Source organism: Streptomyces sp. NPDC043176 (genome assembly GCF_056436715.1).
The window spans coordinates 264,143-281,002 of the sequence record NZ_JBWKCA010000007.1; the positions used below are offsets into that span (position 1 = coordinate 264,143).

The window sequence follows — 16,860 nt, forward strand, 5'->3', positions numbered from 1 at the left end:
CGGATACGAATGGACCGACGGGCATCCCCACCCGTCGCCGCATCGGCGGCGCCTTCTGTGAGGACCTCTCAGGCGCCCGTCGGCCCGTGATCTCCGGGGCTCAGGCGCCGTCGGCGGTAACGAGGGCGGGATCGCACGTCCGCAGCCCCGTGACGTAGTTGCCCCCCGTCCCGTAGCCGGAGAAGGTCGCCCAGCCGCCGGGCTCGATGACGCGGCACGGGGCCCACTGGCCATTCGTGTACTCGACCGTGACGGAGACGGTGTCGCCGCAACCGTTGTGGACGTCGGTGTAGCGCCAGCTCTGGAAGTACTCCACGCACTCCGGGGCCGGTGAGCCGGTGGTCGCTCCAGCGGACGGGGCGGTGACCAGGGGCATCGAGAGAGCCGCCGCGGTCATGGCGACGAGAACGACGGGACGCGATATGCGTGTCATGTGGTTTGCCATGTCCCGCATCCTCAGACCACATGACCGTCGATGCAAGTTTCTGCAAAGCTTTTCAGTCAAGATCCTCTTCTGGGCAACACTCAGCAGGTCAACTACCTTTTCTGGGATTGAAAGATGTTGCAACGCCGTCGAGAAGGCGTACGTGGTGTCGGCCTCGCTCCATGAGGCAGCCGGTGCGGGCACTTGTCGGGCAGGTCCTGGGAAGCCGGTTGTCGGGGGTGTCCCTGTGGTCACCGTCAGGGGGGTGAGTGGCGTCCGTGACGGCCGGCCTTGCGTGGGGAGCCCGATTGGCCAGGGCCAACGACTCTGATCACGGAGTCGGCGTCGTGGAACGAAGGTCGTGCGGATGAGGGTTCTGTTCTTCCCTGACGAGGATGGGTTGGATGCCGTAGACCGCGTACCAGTGGGTGGCGAGGTCGGTTGCCATGACGGCGCAGGCGAGGTCCGATCCCCGGCGTTTCCCTCTCACCGGGAACGCGGCGGCGATGACGCAGACCGATGTGACCGCCCGGCGCGGGGTGTGGTGCATCCCATCGATGATGCCGCGGATCGTCCCGCCTGCGGCTGCTGCCTGTCAGGGAGCCGGCCTGCGATAACGGGTGAGAGCGGCTGCGCTCCGCCCGAAGGCCGGGAGTGCTCGGCCGTGTGCCCGTAGAGGCGGTGTCGGTGTACGTGGTCATTTCGGCTCGTCGTGGCCACGAAGGCGATTGCGGCCGGTTCGTGGCGGCGCAGGTGGACCACGGCAGGCGGCGGCGGGCGTCCGAGGGCCCCGGCCGCTGCCTGCCTGTCGGTGCGTCAGGCCACGGCGAGCCGGTTCACCAGCAGTTCCACCCGCTGTGCGGCGTCCTGCGGCAATAGCCGTCGCGCCCGGGTCAGGGTCGCGAGGCCGTGCAGGGACGCCCAGAACACCTCGGTGAACAGCCCGGGGTGGACGCCGTCCCCGGCGACCTCGCCCAGGCTCTCCATCAGCGCGGCGAAGGCGTCCTTCAGCGGCTCGGGGGTGTCCTCCTGCGCGTACGCCAGGCCGCCGTCGAGTTGGAACAGGGCGTCGTAGACCGCCGGGTTGTTTCTGGCGAAGTCGAGGTAGGCGTGGGCGAGGGCGGCGACCCGCTCGCGGGGGCCGTCCGCGGCGGAGGTCGCGGCCCGCACCGCCGCGGCCATCTCGGTGGCGCCCTCGAGGGCCACGGCGCCGATGATCTCGCGCTTGCCGCGGAAGTGGCTGTAGAGGACGGGCTGGCTGTACTCGATGCGCTCGGCGAGCCGGCGGGTGGTGACCGCTTCCCAGCCCTGCTGCTCGGCGAGTTCGCGGGCCGTGGCCACGATGAGCCGCTCGCGGTCCGCCCGTTCGCGTTGCTTGCGTTCCTGTACCGACATGATTCGATCCTAGCATCGCTAGACAATCGAGCGATAGCAGCGCTAGCGTTGCCTCATCACCTAGCGGCGCTAGATCCCAGGAGGGGTCATCATGCTCAACGCACTCCAGGTCTTCACCACCGTGACCGTCGGCCTGATGGTGGGGGTCGAGTTCTCCGTCGCCTTCGTCATGAACCGGATCTTCGGCGCGCTCCCGGAGGACGCCGACCAGCAAGCCCGCTCCCACGGGGGCCGGATGCTCGGCGCCCTGATGCCGTTCTGGTACATCGGCTCCCTCGTCCTGAGCGCGGGCTGGGCCGTCACCGGCTGGCACCAGCCCGGCACCGGCCTGGTCGTCATCGCCGCAGCGCTGCTCATCGTCAGCGTGATCATGTCCGTCGCACTGCTCGTCCCGATCAACAACCGGGGCAAGACCTGGACCCCCGAGAACCGGCCCGCCGACTGGAAGGCCCAGATGAACCGCTGGGACCGCTTCCACTACGTCCGCGTCGCCGTCATCATCGCCGCCTTCACCCTGCTCGTCACCGCCCTCGCCTGACACCGAGGCCGCCTCGACACACATCGGTTCGCCCTGCGCGTCGACCCTCTTGCCCCGTCAGGGGGAGCCGGGCAGGGCGTCGAGTGTCCGATCCGGCGGGCGGCCGCCGCGCCGGTGGGCAGAACCGCCACTTCCCGGGTGGCGGGCCCATCGAAATTGCGACATCCGGGAAGGCGACTTCCGCCCAGATCCCACAGCAGTGATCCCGACAAACTCGGCTGCGTTCGGCTGCGTTCGGCCGGGATCGGCCGGGATCGGCCGCGATGACCCTGATCGGCGGCGTCCTCGCGGCCCGATCAGGCCCCACACGACTCATCAAGCTCCATGAAGCTCACCAAGCTCACCAAGCCGGCGAAGACTCGCAAGGAGACGAACGATGTCGCTGAAGAAGATCAACACCGCCCTGGTCGCCGCCTTCATCCTCTTCATCCTCTGGTTCGGGACGGAGTTCATCCTCAGCCCGGAGACGACGGCGCCTGGCTTCGGCCTGCCGAGCCGGCCGTCTGGCGACGGTAACGGCTTCCTGGTCATCAAGGGAATCCGCGACGTCGTTCTGGCCCTGGTCCTGGGCGTCCTGCTGGTGACGGGCCACCGCCGGGCGCTGGGCTGGGCGCTGCTGGTGGAGGCCTTCGCCGCGTACGGCGACATGGCCACCGTACTGGCGCACCACGGCTCCGTGGCCATCGCGCTCGGCGTCCACTGCCTGACCGCGACGCTGATGGTGGGCAACGGCCTGCTGATCATGCGCGAGACCCGCAAAGTCGCGGCCGCTCCGGCGACGTCGGCGCCCCAGGCCGCCTGACGCCGCTTTGGCACATGTCGGTACGCGCCAGTCCGCCGCCCCTTCCGGCCCATGCGCCCCACCGTCGCGTGCCTGGCCAAGGCGTCGCAAGCTACCCGCCCCGGCCCGGGACGACCTCCCGGCCGCAAGAACACCCGCCCCCACCCCGCGACGCGATGTCCGCACACCCCGCAAGACCGGCACCCCAGTGGCCTGGACCACGAAGCGAGCCCGCCCGTGAGGCGACTCCGCGGCCGGGCCGCCGACGTCGAGGGGGCCGCTGCTCAGCTCCCGTCGACGAGGTGCTGGATACCTGGGGAGTAGAGGTCCGCGAGCCGTTCGGCGGTGGTGAGGGCGGTGGCTCCGTCGGGGCGATGGAGGCTCAATGTGGTCTCGAGACAGATGAGTTGACCGGCAATGAGCTCGGCGCGCAGTCGGGCGTCGGAGCCGGTGAGAATCTCGGTGAGGTGATCCGTGATCTGTTCGCGGAAGCCCGCGCGCAGCAGGGTGCGTTCGCCCTCGATGCCGAGGGAGAAGAGCACGCGCAGGAGCGGGTCCCCGCGGAGCCGGTCGCGGAGGCCGACCATGGTCAGGACGAGGTGTCGGCCGAGGTCGGTTCTCCGGGTCGGCTTCTCCGCCGTCCGCGAGGGAGTCCCCGGCTTCACTGCCGCCCGCGAGGGAGTTGCCGGCTTCACTGCCGCCCGCGAGGGAGTTGCCGGCTTCTCTGTCGTCCGCGGGGGAGGCCGCTACTTCCCTGCCGCCCGCAGGGGAGTTACCGACTTCCCGGCGGGCGGTTCCCACCGCGTCGGCCGTGGCCAGGAGGGATGGGTTCTTCGGCGGTGCTCATGCGTTCCCCCGGGCGGCGCTGGTGGGCGGTGATGCCGCGACCGTACCGCCCGGCCGCTTCTCGTCCCACGCGGTGCCTCAGCCCGGCCGGTCGGACGGCAGGAGGAGGGCGGCGGCGAGGGCGGCGGCGAGGGCGGCGAGGGCCGCTCCGGCGGCGATCAGGAAGACCAGCAGGTAGGCGTGGAGCGTCGGTGCGGTGCGGCCGTGGGCCACGAAGGTCATACGGGCCAGTACGGCGGTGACCACGGCGCTGCAGCAGGCCTGGCCGACGGAACGCATCAGGGTGTCGAGGCCGTTGGCCGACGCGGTCTCGCTCACCGGTACGGCCCGCATGACGAGGGCGGGCAACGCGGAGTACGCGATGGCCGTCCCGCAGGGGACCACGGTGGCGTCGGCGGCGATGAGCCAGAGGCTGTGGCTGGTGAAGAAACACACCACGTAGCCCAGGGTCAGGACGACCGCCGCGACGGCGAGCGCGGTGCGGGGGCCGTACGTGGCGGAGATCCGCGCCGAGAGCGGAGACAGCGCGGCCATCGCGAGTCCGCCGGGCAGCAGGCAGAGTCCGCTGACGACGATGGAGGCGCCGAGGCCGTAGCCGGTGCTGGTGGGCTCCTGTACGAGCTGGGCGGTGACCAGGGAGTTGGCGTAGAACGAGAAGCCGATGAGCAGAGCCGCGACATTGGTCAGCAGCACGGCGGCCCGGGCCGGCACCCTCAGGTCCATGATCGGAAACGGGGTGCGCAGTTCGTACCAGCCCCAGAGCAGACCCACGGCGACCGCGCCGCCGAACAGGCCGGGCATCAGCGGAGAGGTCCAGCCCCAGCCGGCGCCCTCGGTGCTCGTCAGGAGTACGCGGATGATGCCGATGCCGAGCGGGATCACCGCGAGAGCCGCGCCCTGGAGGGCCCGGCCGGTGATCAGTACGCCGATGTCGGAGCTGACCGCGCAGAGCAGCGAACCGAGGGTGAGTACGCCGAGCGATGCGAGGAGGACCCGCCGCTTGCCGTACATGTCGCCGACCCGGCCGAGCACCGGAGGGCACACCGCACCGGTGAGGAGGGTGGCCGTCAAAAGCCAGTCAGCCAGCCAGCCCGCCGCACTCGCGCTCGCCCCGGTCAGCTTGGGCGCGTGTGGCAGCAGCGGCCCGGAGGGGGGCACGGAGGGACTCGAAGCGGTCCCGGAACGGCTCGGAACGGCCCGGGCCGGCCCGGACCGGCCGCGGAGTGGACTCAAAGCGGCCCCGGATCGGACTTCGCTGCCGGGCCGTACGCCCTCCGTCGTGCCGGGTGCGGCGGGGCGGGTGATCCTGGGGGCATGGCTGGCGCGTTCCTGCGACGGCCGTCGCCCGCCTACAGGGCGGCGGCGCGGCGGGCGCTGCGCGTCACGATCGCCGCCACGGCCGGGTTCTACGTGCTTCTCTACGGCTTCGACTCGGCGGTCGGTGCGACGTACGCCCTGTTCGGCGCGATCGCCATGGCCGGGCTGTCCCGTCTCCCTGGATCCGGACGCCAGCGGGCCATGCTGGTGGTGGGCGTGGCGCCGGTGTGCTGGGTGCTGATCACGCTCGGCACCTACCTGTCCGTGCGGACGTGGAGTGCCGTCGTCGGCATGCTGGTCGTCGGTTTCGCGCTGGCGTTCATGGCCGTCGGGGGACCACGATTCGCCGGCGCGGCCACGGGGATGCAGCTGATGTACATCCTGCCGTCGTTCCCGCCCTACGACCCCGGCTCGCTGGGCGAACGGCTGGCAGGGGCGACCTTCGGGCTCCTCCTGCTGACCATCGCGGAGATGACACTGCTGCCCGAGCCGGCGGCCCTGCCCTACCGCGAACGGGTCGCCCGGGCCGCCGAAGGCGCGGCGCGCTGTGCGGACGGGCTGCGCTCCGCGCCGTACACGCTGTCCGAGGAAACGCTGCACATCACTCAAGCGTTGAGTACGGGGCTTCGCTCCTCCCACGTCCCTGAGGCGGAACGGCCGGCCGGAGCGGGTGTGCGGCCGAGGGCGCTGGCCCACGCGGGCCTGGCGACGCGCACCCTGATCGGCCGGCTGACGGTGCTGCCACCACCTTGGCCGGGTGCCGCCCCGCCCCGGGAAGCCGTACCCGGGAGCGGGGCGCCAGAGGGAACGGAAGCCCGCGAGGCAGTGGGGGGCGACAAGGCAGCGAGGGGCGGCAAGGCGGTGGGGGACGCGGGCCGGGAAGGCCGAGCGGGAGCAACCGACGTAGCGGAAACCGGGGGCCCGGACCCGCTGCGGGCGGTCGCGGACACGGCGAGGGAGACCGCCGCCCGGCTACGGGGTCTGATCCCCGATGGCCGGGCGCATGCCCGTCTGCGGCAGGTCCGGCAAGACCTGACGGCGGCCGACGACGGGCCTCCCGCTGTACTGCGCCGCAACGCGGCGCTCCTGGAGGTGGCGGACGCCGCGCTCGCGATGTCCACCGCCGCCGACATCGCCGTAAGGGGCCGAGCGGCTGACATGCCGCCGCCGGGCCCGTTCTGGTATGCGCGGATGCGGGCACCACGGCTGTGGTGGCGGCGTCTGTCGGGGCATGTCGGTGGCCGTTCGGTGTTCTTCCAGAACGCGGTACGGATCAGCCTGGCCCTGGCGGCGGCCCGGCTGATCGCGGGCATCGACACGCTCCCGCACGGCTTCTGGGTGCTGCTGGCCACCCTGACATTGACGCGTACGACGGTACGGGAGACCCGGACGGCGGAGCGGAAGGCACTGACCGGCACCCTCGTCGGTGCGTTGGTCGCGGCGGCCTTGCTGGCCGGCGTCGGCACCGACATCGAGGTCTACGCCGTGGCGCTGCCGCCGCTGATGCTCGTCACCTTCACCCTGGGGCCGGTGAAGGGCGTCGGGTGGGCGCAGGCACTGTTCACGGTGGTGGTCTCCCTGGTCTTCGCGCAGCTGGCGCCGGCCACCTGGCAGCTCGCCGAGTTCCGGCTGCTCGACGTGCTGGCCGGCAGCGCGATCGGCGCCCTGTTCGGGCTGCTGGCCTGGCCGCGGGGCGCCCATGACGAGTTGCGGCGCTCGGTCGCGATGCTGCTGCGGACCGCCGCGGAAATCGTCGTGGCCACGACGGCGCAGGTCACGGAGGGCGGCCGACGCGTGCCGCTGGTCACCGCACCGGGTCACCGTTCCCTGCAGCACGCACTGGTCATGGCGGAGTCGGCCTACGCGCAATACCAGAGCGAACCCGCCGGGCCCACTCCGCCGCCCGTCGGCCAGGACTGGCAGGCCGCGCTGATCGCCGGGCACCACACGCTGTGGGGCGCCGACCGACTTCTCGTGCCACCCGAGCCGGTCGTGGTTCCGCCGCTGGGGGGCGAGGCCGCGGAGTCCCTCATCCGCACGGGCGACCGGGTCGCTGCGGGCATGCTGCTGACCTCGGCCCGCATCGACCCCACCGGGGACGCTGCGGAAGCCACGGGGCTACCCCACCCCATGACGGTCTCCACTGCCATCGCGGACGACCCGCCGGGCGCCGCACCGCGCGTGTACTACGCGACCGTGTCCTGGCTGGCCTCACTGACGACGGACCTGGCACGCCTCGCAGGCGCAGGCGATGGCGACCTCGATAGGGATGTCGCCGGCAGCGGCGGTACCGGTACCGGTACCGCCGCTGCCGGCGACGACCCGTCCGGACGGGACAGCACGCATCTGACGCCCGGGGTCTGACCGGCGCGTGCGAAGGCGTGACCGTACCGCCCGACGGCTAGGGCAGCTCGTGGCGCACCAACGCACGCGCGAACGGTTCGCCGGTCCTTCGTGCGTACGTCAGACGCTCGCGCACCTCGCTGAGCGTGCGCGGACGATAGCCAGGGCCGCCACAGCAGCTCTTGTGAAAGCGGACGCCGGCATTCAAGAGCACCGACAAGGTCCGCCAGGCAGCAGTGTCGCGCCGCCGCGGCGCGGCAAAGGCGGAACCCACATGGATCAACGGCTCGGCACAGCGGGGGCAGAGCCGGTCGTGGTCACCGAGGTAGGGCTGCTTGTAGGAGGCCCGACAAGGCAGGCAGACAAAGGAGGTCTTCGCGTGGGCCATGCCGGTCAGAGTACGACCCGCCCGTGACGAACTCGAACGGGTTTCCGCGGCCTTCAGCAAGATCGAAGGGACAGACCCTGGCACCACCGGCTTCGCCGTGCTCCTCCCGGCGGCCGGGCGGCGGGTCCGCGCGTGCCTGCGGTGTCAATCGGGTGTCAGCTGGTGTCAGCCGAGTGTCAGCCGGTGTTCGTCCGGTCGGCCGGCTCCGGAATGCCGGCATCGGTCTTGCTCGGGCGGCGGGTGATCTCCTGGGCGGTCAGCACGGATGCGAAGCCCTTGCGGAGGACGGCGAGTTCTGGCTCCTGCCGGGATGCGTCGTCGGTGGCCGTGACGTCTGCGCCGAAGACGACTTTGTAGCCGCGTTCGTACGCCTGCCGGGCTGTGGTGCCGCAGCAGTAGTTGGTGAGCGTTCCCCTGACGATGACCGTGTCGCGGCCGAGGCCGCGGAGCAACGTGTCGAGCGGAGTGTCGTAGAACGCTCCGCAGGAGGGCTTGCGGATCACGGGCTCGTCGGGGCGCGCGCCCATCTGGTCCCATACCTCGGCGGGGCCCGGCCGGCGCCAGTCGGTGTCGGAGCGCGGAAGGTGTCGCAGGGCGTTGGGGCGGTCCAGCCGAGATGGGTGTCGTCGAAGATCGTCCAGATGACCGGGACGGAGGCGGTTCGGCATGTCTCGATGAGCCGGCGCCGTCGTGGTGACATCCGTGTCGCGGCCGGCACCCGGTACGGGCTCCAGCCGGGCCGGACGAATTCGTCCTGCATGTCGACGACCAGTAACGCCGTCCGCTCCGGCCGTACGTCGAAGGACGCCTGGCCGTGCTCATAAGCGTCACGCGCCCGAGCGGTCACCCCTTCCTCGGTGTACATCCCTACCCCCCTTATCTCGATCCGAGATACCTCGACTCGAGATACCTCGTTTCGATGTGCGAGGGCAGCAGCATGCTCGAACTCGCGATCCTGGGATTCCTCGCCGACGGGCCGCTCCACGGCCACCAACTGCGCCGCCGCACAGCCCACTTGTCCGGCCACACCCGTCCGGTCAGCGACGGCAGCCTCTATCCGGCGATCACCCGACTGGTCAACGCCGGGCTCCTGGACCGCAGAACGGAGCCCGGCGTCTCGGCCACTCAGCGGCACACGCTGACCCTGACCCCCGCCGACCGCACCGAACTCCTGCACCGGCTGCGCGACGCGGACGGCCTGGACATCGGCGACAGCACCCGGTACTTCACCGTCCTGGCCTTCCTGTCCCAGCTCCCGGACACCGCTGACTAGCACACGGTACTGGCGCCGCCGCCTGGAGTTCCTGCAACAGTCCGCAAGCTTCCTCCACGACCACGACCACCCCCTGCGCGCCGAGGACACCGCCGACCCCTACCGTCGCGGCCTGCTCACCATCGCCCGCGCCACCAACCGCGCAGAACAGTCCTGGCTCAAAGAGGTCCTGGACTGACGACAGCGGCACATCCCCTGCCGCGGCACTCACCTTGATCATCGCGCGGGAGCGCGCCGGCCGCGCTCCTCTACTTCGTAAGCGAGCGGCCGGGGCGGCTTGCCGGGCACGACTTCGACGAGTTCGGCGTACCCGAAAGCGTTGATCGCCCATGGCGCAACCGCATGACGGAGATACGGATCCGCTGTGCGCTGGGGTACCCAAGCTCCGTAGCAAGGTCACCCGCAGCGCCGGCGCCGGCGGCTCGGCCGCCGCCTTGGCCATGGTTTCCAAGCTCGTCGAGTCCGCCCCAGTCCGCCCGTCGCGACGCTCGACGGAAAATCGATCGCACTGTCCAGCACCAACCGGTCAACGGCCCACGGGGCGAACTCCTCCCGCCGCCACTCCACCGCCTCCCACGTCGGCTCAGAGAAGCCTTCCATTCCTTGTGACCGGCTCTCGAGCCTCCCGCGGTGCACCGCCGGATCCGAACCACCACCTTGAGGAACACCACCTTGAGGAACACCACGGCATACCATGACGAGCTGTCAGCGAGTGCCACTGCTCCCGGCCCCTTCACCCTCTCCGTCGTCATCGTGGTCACCGTCGCAGTGCGGTGCCCAGTCCGACCACCTCATCCCGCCCCGCCTTGACGAATCTCACCAGCTCTTCGCTCGTAGGAGCATTCTTGGTGCTGTGCCGAACGCCACGGTGCTGATCTCGTATGGGCTGGTGGGACACGGAGGGGAAGCTGCGCTGGGCAGCTTCGTGCACCGGGCTCGACCCCCAGCGGTTCGAAAAGTCGGTTCCGCGGCGCAAGCAGCCCGCCGGAGTCGACCGCGTAGCCCGGAGCAGAAGGCAGGAGCCTGCATGTCCGAAGCCGCGCACTGACCATTCAGGCCCTGTAGGACCACGGTCTAAGCCGCCGCAGACAGCAGAAAATCGGCGAAGAGTTCGGTCAGGGGCTGGCCGGTTAGCGGTTCCAGGAACAAGAACTGGCCCTGTGGGTTCACTTCAAGCCATACCGGCTCGCCCTCCGATGTCAGTTTCAGATCCACCACGCCCATGCGAAGCCCCAGGCGGCGCAGCACTTCTTCTACCTGCCTGCTCACGTACTCGGGAACGGGCCAAGCCGAAATGGGCACATTGAGGTCGGGGCGCCAGTCGAGCGCTTCTGTCGCGATGAGAGCTCCGTACATGTGGTCACCGAAACAGTTGAGCCTCACGTGTCGATTGCCTTCGATGTACTCCTGGTAGGTGGCGGGGCAGACCTCGAACGACCCTTCAGGGATCGACTCCGGTCCCTCAACCCAGCTCGTGTAGAGCGAAGGTCCCCGGGCGCCGACCACGGGTTTGACAATGGCCCGTCCGACTTCCTTGGTAAAGGCGATGACATCCTCACGTGACTGCGAGACCAGGGTCTGCGGCACCCGGAACCCTGCCTCCCTTGCTACCGCCAGTTGATACACCTTGTCCGAGGACCGGTCGGTTGCTTCAGGGGACGAAATCCAATCCCCGTGGAAGGCGGCGGCGAGGACGCCGGCGAGCGCGCCGCGGCAGTCGTTGTTGATCAGACTGCGCTGGTGGGCACTGTCCACTCTCTCGCTGATCTCCTGGTCGGCCCTGGCTCGCCGCCACCAAAGACGGCTCGCCTCCTCCGGGTCGACGATCGCGCCCTCGGACGTCACCAGGGTCGCCCTTCCCGGGGCATGACTCTTTCCGGCTCCGTGTGAATGCCACGAGAGAGCCGCTCGTCCACCGATGGTGTCGCACTCCACGATGTGAAAGTCATGACCTCGACTGCGCACCGCGTGCTGTACCGCGACCGCATGGAAGTCCTCACGGTAGGAGACGGCCAGGATCATGCCAAGTCGCACATGTCGCTGCGAGATGTGAGGTCGACTTCGCAGCCGGATTCGCAGACGTGACCCGCGATACTGTCGGCAACTATCTCAAGGCCTGTGGTCAGGCGCACTGCCTCTTCCCACGCCCGGAGTTCCTCGGGGCTCTTCAGCCGAACGTAACCGGTCGGCTGGGCCTTGAAGACCACGGGGGGTGGAGTGTTGACGAATTCCGTGCTTTCATCGATTCGATCGCCCAGCCTGAATTCAGACATCGCCCGACCTCCTCGGCTTGCGGTAGTGGATACAGATTTCCCCTGATTCCACTGAACCACCGATACGTCCTTGGTGCAGCCGGGCCGCGGCGATGACGATGCGAGGGGGAAGTCGCTGTCGTGGCGGAACGTCACGCACGTCACCCAGAGCTACATTTCCCCATGCTTTCCGGCTCTCGACGTCACGCCGATCCGGGCTTCACGCCGAGGGTCCGCACACACCTCGTGCCGAGCGGTGAGAGCCGGATGCAGCGACTCGGCCGCCACCGCTGGACCATCGAACGCAGCATGGCCTGGCTCGCCGGCTGCCGCCGCCTGCCCCGCCGCTACGAGCCCGTAGCCGAGCATTTCCTCGCCTTCACCGGCATCGCCCGCACCCTCATCTGCCACCGCAGACTCGCCGAATGAGCTGATCTCTCAGGCGGCCCTCAGGCGGCCTCCGTGCTGACCTTCTCCGCGCCGATCCGCTGGATCCGTTCCTGTCCCCATACCCCCAGGGATTCCAGAGCGGCATTGAGGGAGACGCCGTGCTCCGTCAGGGAGTACTCGACCTTGGGTGGCACCACGGGGTACACCTCGCGGTTCACGAGGCCGTCTTCCTCCATCTCCCGCAGGTGCTGGACGAGCATCTTCTCGCTGACGCCTGGGAGACCGCGCCGCAGCTCCGCGAAGCGAAGCGTGCCGTGCTCGTGGAGCTCCCAGAGGATCAACGACTTCCACTTCCCGGTCACGACGTCCATCGCCGCGTCGATCCCGCAGAAATAGGGCCCTCGTCGTGCCGACGTCGCCATGCGCGCCTCCGTTTCGCCCGGGGGGTACGCACCTCCGGGTGAGTACCGCACTGAATAGTCCGTACTGGTCAACTCTACTGTCGGTGTTGAGCATTGAGTCATCAGCGAAGTTCGACGAGCGACTCGATGGAGCATTGGCATGACGGAGAACCACGACACCCACGTGAGCGTCCTCGGGCTCGGTGCGATGGGCGGCGCCCTCGCCGAGACCTTGGTGAAGGCCGGGCTTCGGACCACGGTGTGGAACCGCTCGGCGGGCAAGGCCGACGTGCTCGTCGCGCGCGGGGCGACGGAAGCGGCATCGGCCGCCGAGGCGGTCCGGGCGAGCCGGCTCGTGATCGCCTGCCTCTTCGACCACGACTCGGTGCACGAGGTGCTCGACCCGCTCGTCGGCGACCTGGCCGGGCGGACTCTGGTCAACCTGACCACTACCAAGCCCGAGCAGGCGAGGCAGTCGGCCGCCTGGGCCGCCGAAGCCGGGATCACCTGTCTCGACGGCGGCATCATGGCGGTGCCGTCCATGATCGGGCAGCCGGGGGCCTCGATCCTGTACAGCGGTTCGCAAGAGGCTTTCCGCCGGCACACGGCGCTGCTCGACCTGTGGGCGACCAGCACCTACTACGGCGAGGACGCGGGCCTGGCATCGTTGTACGACTTCGCGCTGCTGTCGTCGATGTACGTGATGTTCGCGGGGTTCATGCACGGCGCGGCCATGCTCGCGCCGGCCGGCGTGTCCGCGGCGCGGTTCGCGGAGATGGCCGCGCCGTGGCTGACCGCGATGACCGGCGAGCTCGCCGGGTACGCCGAGGTCATCGACGGCGGGGACTACACGGTTGCGGGGCAGCAGAGCCTGGAGTTCTCCAACCTCGACCTGTTCATCGAGGCGAGCACCGAGCAGGGAGTGAGCCCCGAGCCGATCGCCATGGTCCAGCGGCTGGTCCAGCGCCAGGTGGATGCGGGCCGCGGCGCGGAGGGATTCGCCCGGATCATCGAAAGTATCAAGCATCCCACTGCGTGACTGGAAAGGACGAGGTTTGAGCCGCAGCCCTGTCAGGCGCGGAGGGCGGGAGCGGGGGCGTTGGGGTCGGTACGTCGACCGGAAGCCGATCGTTCCCACCACATCCACCTCATCCCCGTCTCCAACGCCCCGCCATCTCGCAGCACCAGTGCTCCGGCCGTACGCGTGAACTGGCCGGACTGATGCCGCGGTCGGCCCGGGAGGAGCGGTTCCGCCCGGCGGGACTGCCCGGTGTGCGGCGTGACCGAGGGGATCAGCCTGAGGGGCGGCCCGGGATGTGGCGCAGGGCGGACACATCGAGCCCGGTGCGACGGCCCCGGCCGCCGTCAGCGCGGCCCTTCCCGCCTGCGTCGTATCCAGATCCCGGCGACCGCTCCGACGAGCGAGGCGACCACGAGCCCGACCGCGGGCAGCCAGGGATCCCAGGTCTGGTCGTCCTGGTCTTCGGCTGCGGGGTGCGACGCCGAGGAGGACCGGGAAGCATCCGGAGCCGGTGAGGTCTCCTGCGCCCCCGGCAGCGTGTGAGAGGGCGTAGCCGCGGTCCCGCCCGAAATCGACGAGGCATCGTTCGACGGGGCGCTGGTCGGCGGGGCACCGGTCAAGGAGGCGCCGGTCGACGGAGCGACGGCGGCAACGGTCAACTGCCGCTCGGCGTGCCCCAGCGCGGGCTGGCCGGCTGCGACGGTGACCTTCCAGTCGCCGGCCGGCAGGGCTTCGGTGGTGGTCCAGTCGGTGGGGCGGGCGCCGCGGACGAGTTTCCAGGGACCGGCCGTACGGCTGCCGTCCGCGCTGACGGCACTGACCAGTGCGGCGACCTGCTCGTCGACGGCGTCGCCGTCGTTCTCCCAGGTCACTGTGGTCAGGACGTGGCCGTCCCGGTGACCGGTGATGACCACTTCCAGGTTGTCGCCGTGTGCGGCGGCGGGCTGCGGCAGGGCGAGGCCGATGGTCGGTCCGAGGACGAGCGCTGCTGTGAGGACGAGTGCGGGTCGGGTGGCGGTGTGCATGACGGTGCTCCGGTCCGGCGGTGGGGTGAAGGCCTGGGCTCACGAGGAGTGTTGCTGGCGAGGAGTGGGGCTCGCGAGGAGTGGGGCTGGCGAAGAGTGGGGCTCGTGAGGAGTGGGGCTCACGAGGGCGGGGCTCGCGAGGGCGGGCCGCCGATCGGCGGCCCGCCCGAGGTGCGACGGGGATGCGGTCTGCGGGTCGGCTCAGCCGGCCCGGCGGGCCGTCCAGATCTGCGCCGACCGTCCGTCCACGCGCTGAAGGTCGAGCAGCCAGGACCCGTAGTACGGACGGTTGCTGACGGTCAGGGCGTAGGAACCGCTGCGGTCGGTGAGCGTGACCGCGCCGTTGACGACCGTCATCCGCCACTGTTGGGCCGGGGAGCCGGCGGCACAGGGCTGCTGGGCCACCCACATGCCGGGGGCGGGCGTGCCGCCGGGCTGCAGGCACTTGGCGGAGGCCGCTGACCGGATGCGTACGAGACCACTGCCCGCGTCGTCGAAGTACCACTGCTGCTGCTCGTAGCCGTTGCTCTGAGCGGCGACCAGGACCGTGCCGTCGGCGCTGCGGCCGCCCCACAGCTGGGCGCTCAGCCCGGTGCTGCCGTTGGAGAGCAGATAGCGGGTGCCGGGGGTGGTGGTGCCGCCGGCCCCTGCGGTACGGAAGCTCGTCACCCTGCCCGGTCCGCTGTCACGGCCCTGGCCGTCGCGGACGGAGACGGCGACGGTGTGCGAGGTGCCCGGCCGCAGGTTGTAGATCCGCAGCGCGGTGCCCTGGACCCAGGTCAGGTGCCTGCCGTCGAGGAGTACCTGGTACCAGGACGCTCCGCTGACCTGGGGCCAGCTCACCACGACGGAGTCCGACTGGATCTGGCCGACCGTCACGTCCGGTCCGCTGCCGGGCCGCGGCCCGGTCGGCGTGGGTGTGGGCGTGGGGGAGGGGGTGGGTGTCGGGCTGGGCGTGGGGTTCGGGTCCGGCCCGGTGCCGCCGCCCTTGTTGCGCATGAGGAACTGGTTGTCGGCGATGTTCCAGTGCGTGGCGAGATAGCTGCCGGGCCGCGGGCTGGTGTGGAAGTAGTCGTCGTGGTTGCAGTCGAGGATGTTCTCGGAGGCCCGGTTGGTGCAGACGTTGCGCATCTGTGGGTAGTACGGGCTGTCGGAGTAGCACATCACGTCCCACTCGTCCGTACAGTGCGCACCCCGGCTGGTGTTGGGCGCGCTGTTGTTGACCGCGCCCAGGTTGTGGCCGAGTTCGTGGGCCGCGGTGTGCCCGCCCCAGCAGCCGCTGTCGGTACGCCCGTACGAGGGGCCGAAGTTGCTCTGGTTGGACTGGCCCGGCCGCTCGTCCCCGGCGAAGGTGCCGATGCCGCAGTACACCTGCGCTTCGGCGAAGATCATGTACTTGCGGTCGCGCCGGTCGAGGCCCTTGGCGGCGAGCGCGCGGTTGGTGGCGCTGAACTCGGCCAGTGCGGAGTCGGTGAGTTCGATGTTGAGGACGGTGGGCGTGCAGTCCGCGGCCGTCACGTACCGGATGTGGCGGACGCCGCCGGTCTCCTCGGCACTGGCCGAGTAGATGAGGTCGGCGTCGGCAGCCCACTTGCGGAAGGAGGCGAGGTACTCGGAGTACCGGTCCCGTCCCGGGCCGTGGACGTACACGACCTGGACCCGGTTGCCGGTGCTGCCGTCGCCGTCGCACTGGACGGTCTGCCCGGCGGGCCCTGCGGCCGCGGTCGTGGTGCCCCCGGTGGCGGCCGGAGCGGCGGCCGCGGAGGGACCCGACGACGGGTCAGCAGCCGCCGTACGGGGGGCCTGAGCGTCGACGGCGGGCGTGTCCTGCGAAGGCCCCTGGCTCTTACGGGGCGCGGGCTGCGGCGCGGCCGGCTCGGAGGGATCGGCCGCGGGCGCCACGGCCTTGACCGCCGGCGGCGTGTCCTTCTTGATGTCCACGCCCTTGGGCGGCGCGTCGGGCCCGTGGGTGCACAAACCGGTGCCGGTCGCGTAGACGCCCGCACAGCGGTCTCCCTCGGGCGCCACCTTGAGCCCGTCGTACACCATGCCCCGAGCCGGCTCGTTCGTCGGCTTCTTCCGGATCGGCTCGGGCTCCTCGGCCCTGGCCGGCGCGGCGGCGGGGACGACGATGTCGGTCACGGGGGTCTCGATCCGGGCGAGCGGCGTCCCGCCCGCCTCCGGGCGCCCCACCTCGTAGACGATCCCCCCTGCCACCACCGCCGCGATGGCCATCGCGGCGGTGACACCTATGAAGGGTCTGCGAGGCCGCGCCCCGCGTGCCTGACTCTCCTTCGGCTTCCTATGTCTAGACATGCACACCTCAACTCTTTGGTCAGAAGACTGGGTGCGCGGAAGCCTGTCAGAACCTCCCGGTGAAGAATTCGGACAAAGGGGAGAGTGTTCAAAGAATCCATTCCGTTACCTACGCCACCGTATCTGATGAACACTCAATTGCCTTTAAAA

The 16,860-nt window shown here is 70.1% G+C and carries 17 protein-coding genes and 2 pseudogenes; 6 read left to right on the plus strand and 13 right to left on the minus strand.

Annotated features, from left to right (window positions below; genetic code table 11):
• Positions 1–100: 100 nt before the first annotated feature.
• From AC067A_RS14610 to AC067A_RS14620, 3 genes are all read right to left on the minus strand, one after another.
• Positions 101–433: an alpha-amylase gene (locus AC067A_RS14610; RefSeq protein WP_478619369.1), complete on the minus strand. Its 333-nt coding sequence runs from the start codon at positions 431–433 to the stop codon at positions 101–103.
• A gap of 322 nt (positions 434–755) precedes the next feature.
• Positions 756–974: a hypothetical protein gene (locus AC067A_RS14615; RefSeq protein ID WP_478619372.1), complete on the minus strand. Its 219-nt coding sequence runs from the start codon at positions 972–974 to the stop codon at positions 756–758.
• A 266-nt stretch (positions 975–1,240) separates the two neighbouring features.
• Positions 1,241–1,819, minus strand: a complete 579-nt coding sequence (locus AC067A_RS14620; RefSeq protein WP_478619375.1) for a TetR/AcrR family transcriptional regulator — start codon at positions 1,817–1,819, stop codon at positions 1,241–1,243.
• 91 nt (positions 1,820–1,910) lie between these two features.
• On the opposite strand from AC067A_RS14620, the gene AC067A_RS14625 reads away from it, so the two are divergent.
• Positions 1,911–2,357 (plus strand): anthrone oxygenase family protein, encoded by a 447-nt coding sequence (locus tag AC067A_RS14625; RefSeq protein WP_478619378.1) that lies wholly within the window; start codon positions 1,911–1,913, stop codon positions 2,355–2,357.
• A 376-nt stretch (positions 2,358–2,733) separates the two neighbouring features.
• Positions 2,734–3,159 carry a DUF4267 domain-containing protein gene (locus AC067A_RS14630; RefSeq protein WP_478619381.1) on the plus strand — a complete coding sequence of 142 codons (426 nt, stop codon included), beginning with the start codon at positions 2,734–2,736 and terminating at the stop codon, positions 3,157–3,159.
• 263 nt (positions 3,160–3,422) lie between these two features.
• On the opposite strand, the gene AC067A_RS14635 is transcribed toward AC067A_RS14630, so the two are convergent.
• Positions 3,423–3,833 carry a TetR/AcrR family transcriptional regulator gene (locus AC067A_RS14635; protein WP_478619384.1) on the minus strand — a complete coding sequence of 137 codons (411 nt, stop codon included), beginning with the start codon at positions 3,831–3,833 and terminating at the stop codon, positions 3,423–3,425.
• A gap of 229 nt (positions 3,834–4,062) precedes the next feature.
• On the minus strand, positions 4,063–5,142 hold the full coding sequence (locus tag AC067A_RS14640) for an MFS transporter (RefSeq protein ID WP_478619386.1): 1,080 nt from the start codon (positions 5,140–5,142) through the stop codon (positions 4,063–4,065).
• Positions 5,143–5,298: 156 nt separating this feature from the next.
• On the opposite strand from AC067A_RS14640, the gene AC067A_RS14645 reads away from it, so the two are divergent.
• Positions 5,299–7,665: an FUSC family protein gene (locus AC067A_RS14645; protein WP_478619388.1), complete on the plus strand. Its 2,367-nt coding sequence runs from the start codon at positions 5,299–5,301 to the stop codon at positions 7,663–7,665.
• 37 nt (positions 7,666–7,702) lie between these two features.
• Here the strand turns inward: AC067A_RS14645 and AC067A_RS14650 are convergent, their stop codons facing one another.
• The 3 genes from AC067A_RS14650 to AC067A_RS14660 form a co-directional block, all read right to left on the minus strand.
• A complete protein-coding gene (locus AC067A_RS14650; protein ID WP_478619391.1) occupies positions 7,703–8,032 on the minus strand; it encodes a deoxyxylulose-5-phosphate synthase in 330 nt (109 codons plus the stop codon).
• A 176-nt stretch (positions 8,033–8,208) separates the two neighbouring features.
• Positions 8,209–8,559 (minus strand): cysteine hydrolase family protein, encoded by a 351-nt coding sequence (locus AC067A_RS14655; protein WP_478619394.1) that lies wholly within the window; start codon positions 8,557–8,559, stop codon positions 8,209–8,211.
• Entirely contained in the window at positions 8,532–8,897 is a 366-nt protein-coding gene (locus tag AC067A_RS14660; protein WP_478619397.1) for an isochorismatase family protein, read from the minus strand. Before AC067A_RS14660 ends, AC067A_RS14655 begins: the two co-directional genes overlap by 28 nt.
• Positions 8,898–8,969: 72 nt before the next feature.
• On the opposite strand from AC067A_RS14660, the pseudogene AC067A_RS14665 reads away from it, so the two are divergent.
• Positions 8,970–9,483: pseudogene (locus AC067A_RS14665) on the plus strand (PadR family transcriptional regulator).
• A gap of 896 nt (positions 9,484–10,379) precedes the next feature.
• On the opposite strand, the gene AC067A_RS14670 reads toward AC067A_RS14665, so the two are convergent.
• Positions 10,380–11,327 (minus strand): ATP-grasp domain-containing protein, encoded by a 948-nt coding sequence (locus AC067A_RS14670; RefSeq protein ID WP_478619400.1) that lies wholly within the window; start codon positions 11,325–11,327, stop codon positions 10,380–10,382.
• A complete protein-coding gene (locus AC067A_RS14675; protein WP_478619403.1) occupies positions 11,324–11,578 on the minus strand; it encodes a hypothetical protein in 255 nt (84 codons plus the stop codon). Before AC067A_RS14675 ends, AC067A_RS14670 begins: the two co-directional genes overlap by 4 nt.
• Before the next feature lie 252 nt (positions 11,579–11,830).
• On the opposite strand from AC067A_RS14675, the pseudogene AC067A_RS14680 reads away from it, so the two are divergent.
• A pseudogene (locus AC067A_RS14680) lies at positions 11,831–11,986 on the plus strand (IS5/IS1182 family transposase); the annotation flags it as partial.
• A 20-nt stretch (positions 11,987–12,006) separates the two neighbouring features.
• Here AC067A_RS14680 and AC067A_RS14685 read toward each other — a convergent pair.
• Positions 12,007–12,369: a winged helix-turn-helix transcriptional regulator gene (locus AC067A_RS14685; protein WP_478619406.1), complete on the minus strand. Its 363-nt coding sequence runs from the start codon at positions 12,367–12,369 to the stop codon at positions 12,007–12,009.
• Positions 12,370–12,508: 139 nt separating this feature from the next.
• Between AC067A_RS14685 and AC067A_RS14690 the strand changes: the two genes are divergently transcribed.
• Positions 12,509–13,387: an NAD(P)-dependent oxidoreductase gene (locus AC067A_RS14690; RefSeq protein WP_478619407.1), complete on the plus strand. Its 879-nt coding sequence runs from the start codon at positions 12,509–12,511 to the stop codon at positions 13,385–13,387.
• Between the two features lie 326 nt (positions 13,388–13,713).
• On the opposite strand, the gene AC067A_RS14695 is transcribed toward AC067A_RS14690, so the two are convergent.
• Positions 13,714–14,394: a hypothetical protein gene (locus AC067A_RS14695; RefSeq protein ID WP_478619410.1), complete on the minus strand. Its 681-nt coding sequence runs from the start codon at positions 14,392–14,394 to the stop codon at positions 13,714–13,716.
• A 201-nt stretch (positions 14,395–14,595) separates the two neighbouring features.
• The gene (locus AC067A_RS14700; protein ID WP_478619413.1) at positions 14,596–16,629 is read right to left on the minus strand and encodes an RICIN domain-containing protein; all 2,034 of its coding nucleotides are present in this window, start codon (positions 16,627–16,629) and stop codon (positions 14,596–14,598) included.
• Positions 16,630–16,860: the final 231 nt, after the last annotated feature.

What these genes read in the sequence shown, in the direction of transcription:
- AC067A_RS14645 (WP_478619388.1), top strand. Translation starts at nt 5,299, where the DNA reads ATGGCTGGCGCGTTCCTGCGACGGCCGTCGCCCGCCTACAGGGCGGCG.
- AC067A_RS14660 (WP_478619397.1), bottom strand. Translation starts at nt 8,897, where the DNA reads ATGTACACCGAGGAAGGGGTGACCGCTCGGGCGCGTGACGCTTATGAG.
- AC067A_RS14630 (WP_478619381.1), top strand. Translation starts at nt 2,734, where the DNA reads ATGTCGCTGAAGAAGATCAACACCGCCCTGGTCGCCGCCTTCATCCTC.
- AC067A_RS14675 (WP_478619403.1), bottom strand. Translation starts at nt 11,578, where the DNA reads ATGTCTGAATTCAGGCTGGGCGATCGAATCGATGAAAGCACGGAATTC.
- AC067A_RS14700 (WP_478619413.1), bottom strand. Translation starts at nt 16,629, where the DNA reads ATGGCCATCGCGGCGGTGGTGGCAGGGGGGATCGTCTACGAGGTGGGG.
- AC067A_RS14690 (WP_478619407.1), top strand. Translation starts at nt 12,509, where the DNA reads ATGACGGAGAACCACGACACCCACGTGAGCGTCCTCGGGCTCGGTGCG.
- AC067A_RS14615 (WP_478619372.1), bottom strand. Translation starts at nt 974, where the DNA reads ATGCACCACACCCCGCGCCGGGCGGTCACATCGGTCTGCGTCATCGCC.
- AC067A_RS14655 (WP_478619394.1), bottom strand. Translation starts at nt 8,559, where the DNA reads ATGGGCGCGCGCCCCGACGAGCCCGTGATCCGCAAGCCCTCCTGCGGA.
- AC067A_RS14695 (WP_478619410.1), bottom strand. Translation starts at nt 14,394, where the DNA reads ATGCACACCGCCACCCGACCCGCACTCGTCCTCACAGCAGCGCTCGTC.
- AC067A_RS14685 (WP_478619406.1), bottom strand. Translation starts at nt 12,369, where the DNA reads ATGGCGACGTCGGCACGACGAGGGCCCTATTTCTGCGGGATCGACGCG.
- AC067A_RS14650 (WP_478619391.1), bottom strand. Translation starts at nt 8,032, where the DNA reads ATGGCCCACGCGAAGACCTCCTTTGTCTGCCTGCCTTGTCGGGCCTCC.
- AC067A_RS14625 (WP_478619378.1), top strand. Translation starts at nt 1,911, where the DNA reads ATGCTCAACGCACTCCAGGTCTTCACCACCGTGACCGTCGGCCTGATG.
- AC067A_RS14670 (WP_478619400.1), bottom strand. Translation starts at nt 11,327, where the DNA reads ATGATCCTGGCCGTCTCCTACCGTGAGGACTTCCATGCGGTCGCGGTA.
- AC067A_RS14610 (WP_478619369.1), bottom strand. Translation starts at nt 433, where the DNA reads ATGACACGCATATCGCGTCCCGTCGTTCTCGTCGCCATGACCGCGGCG.
- AC067A_RS14620 (WP_478619375.1), bottom strand. Translation starts at nt 1,819, where the DNA reads ATGTCGGTACAGGAACGCAAGCAACGCGAACGGGCGGACCGCGAGCGG.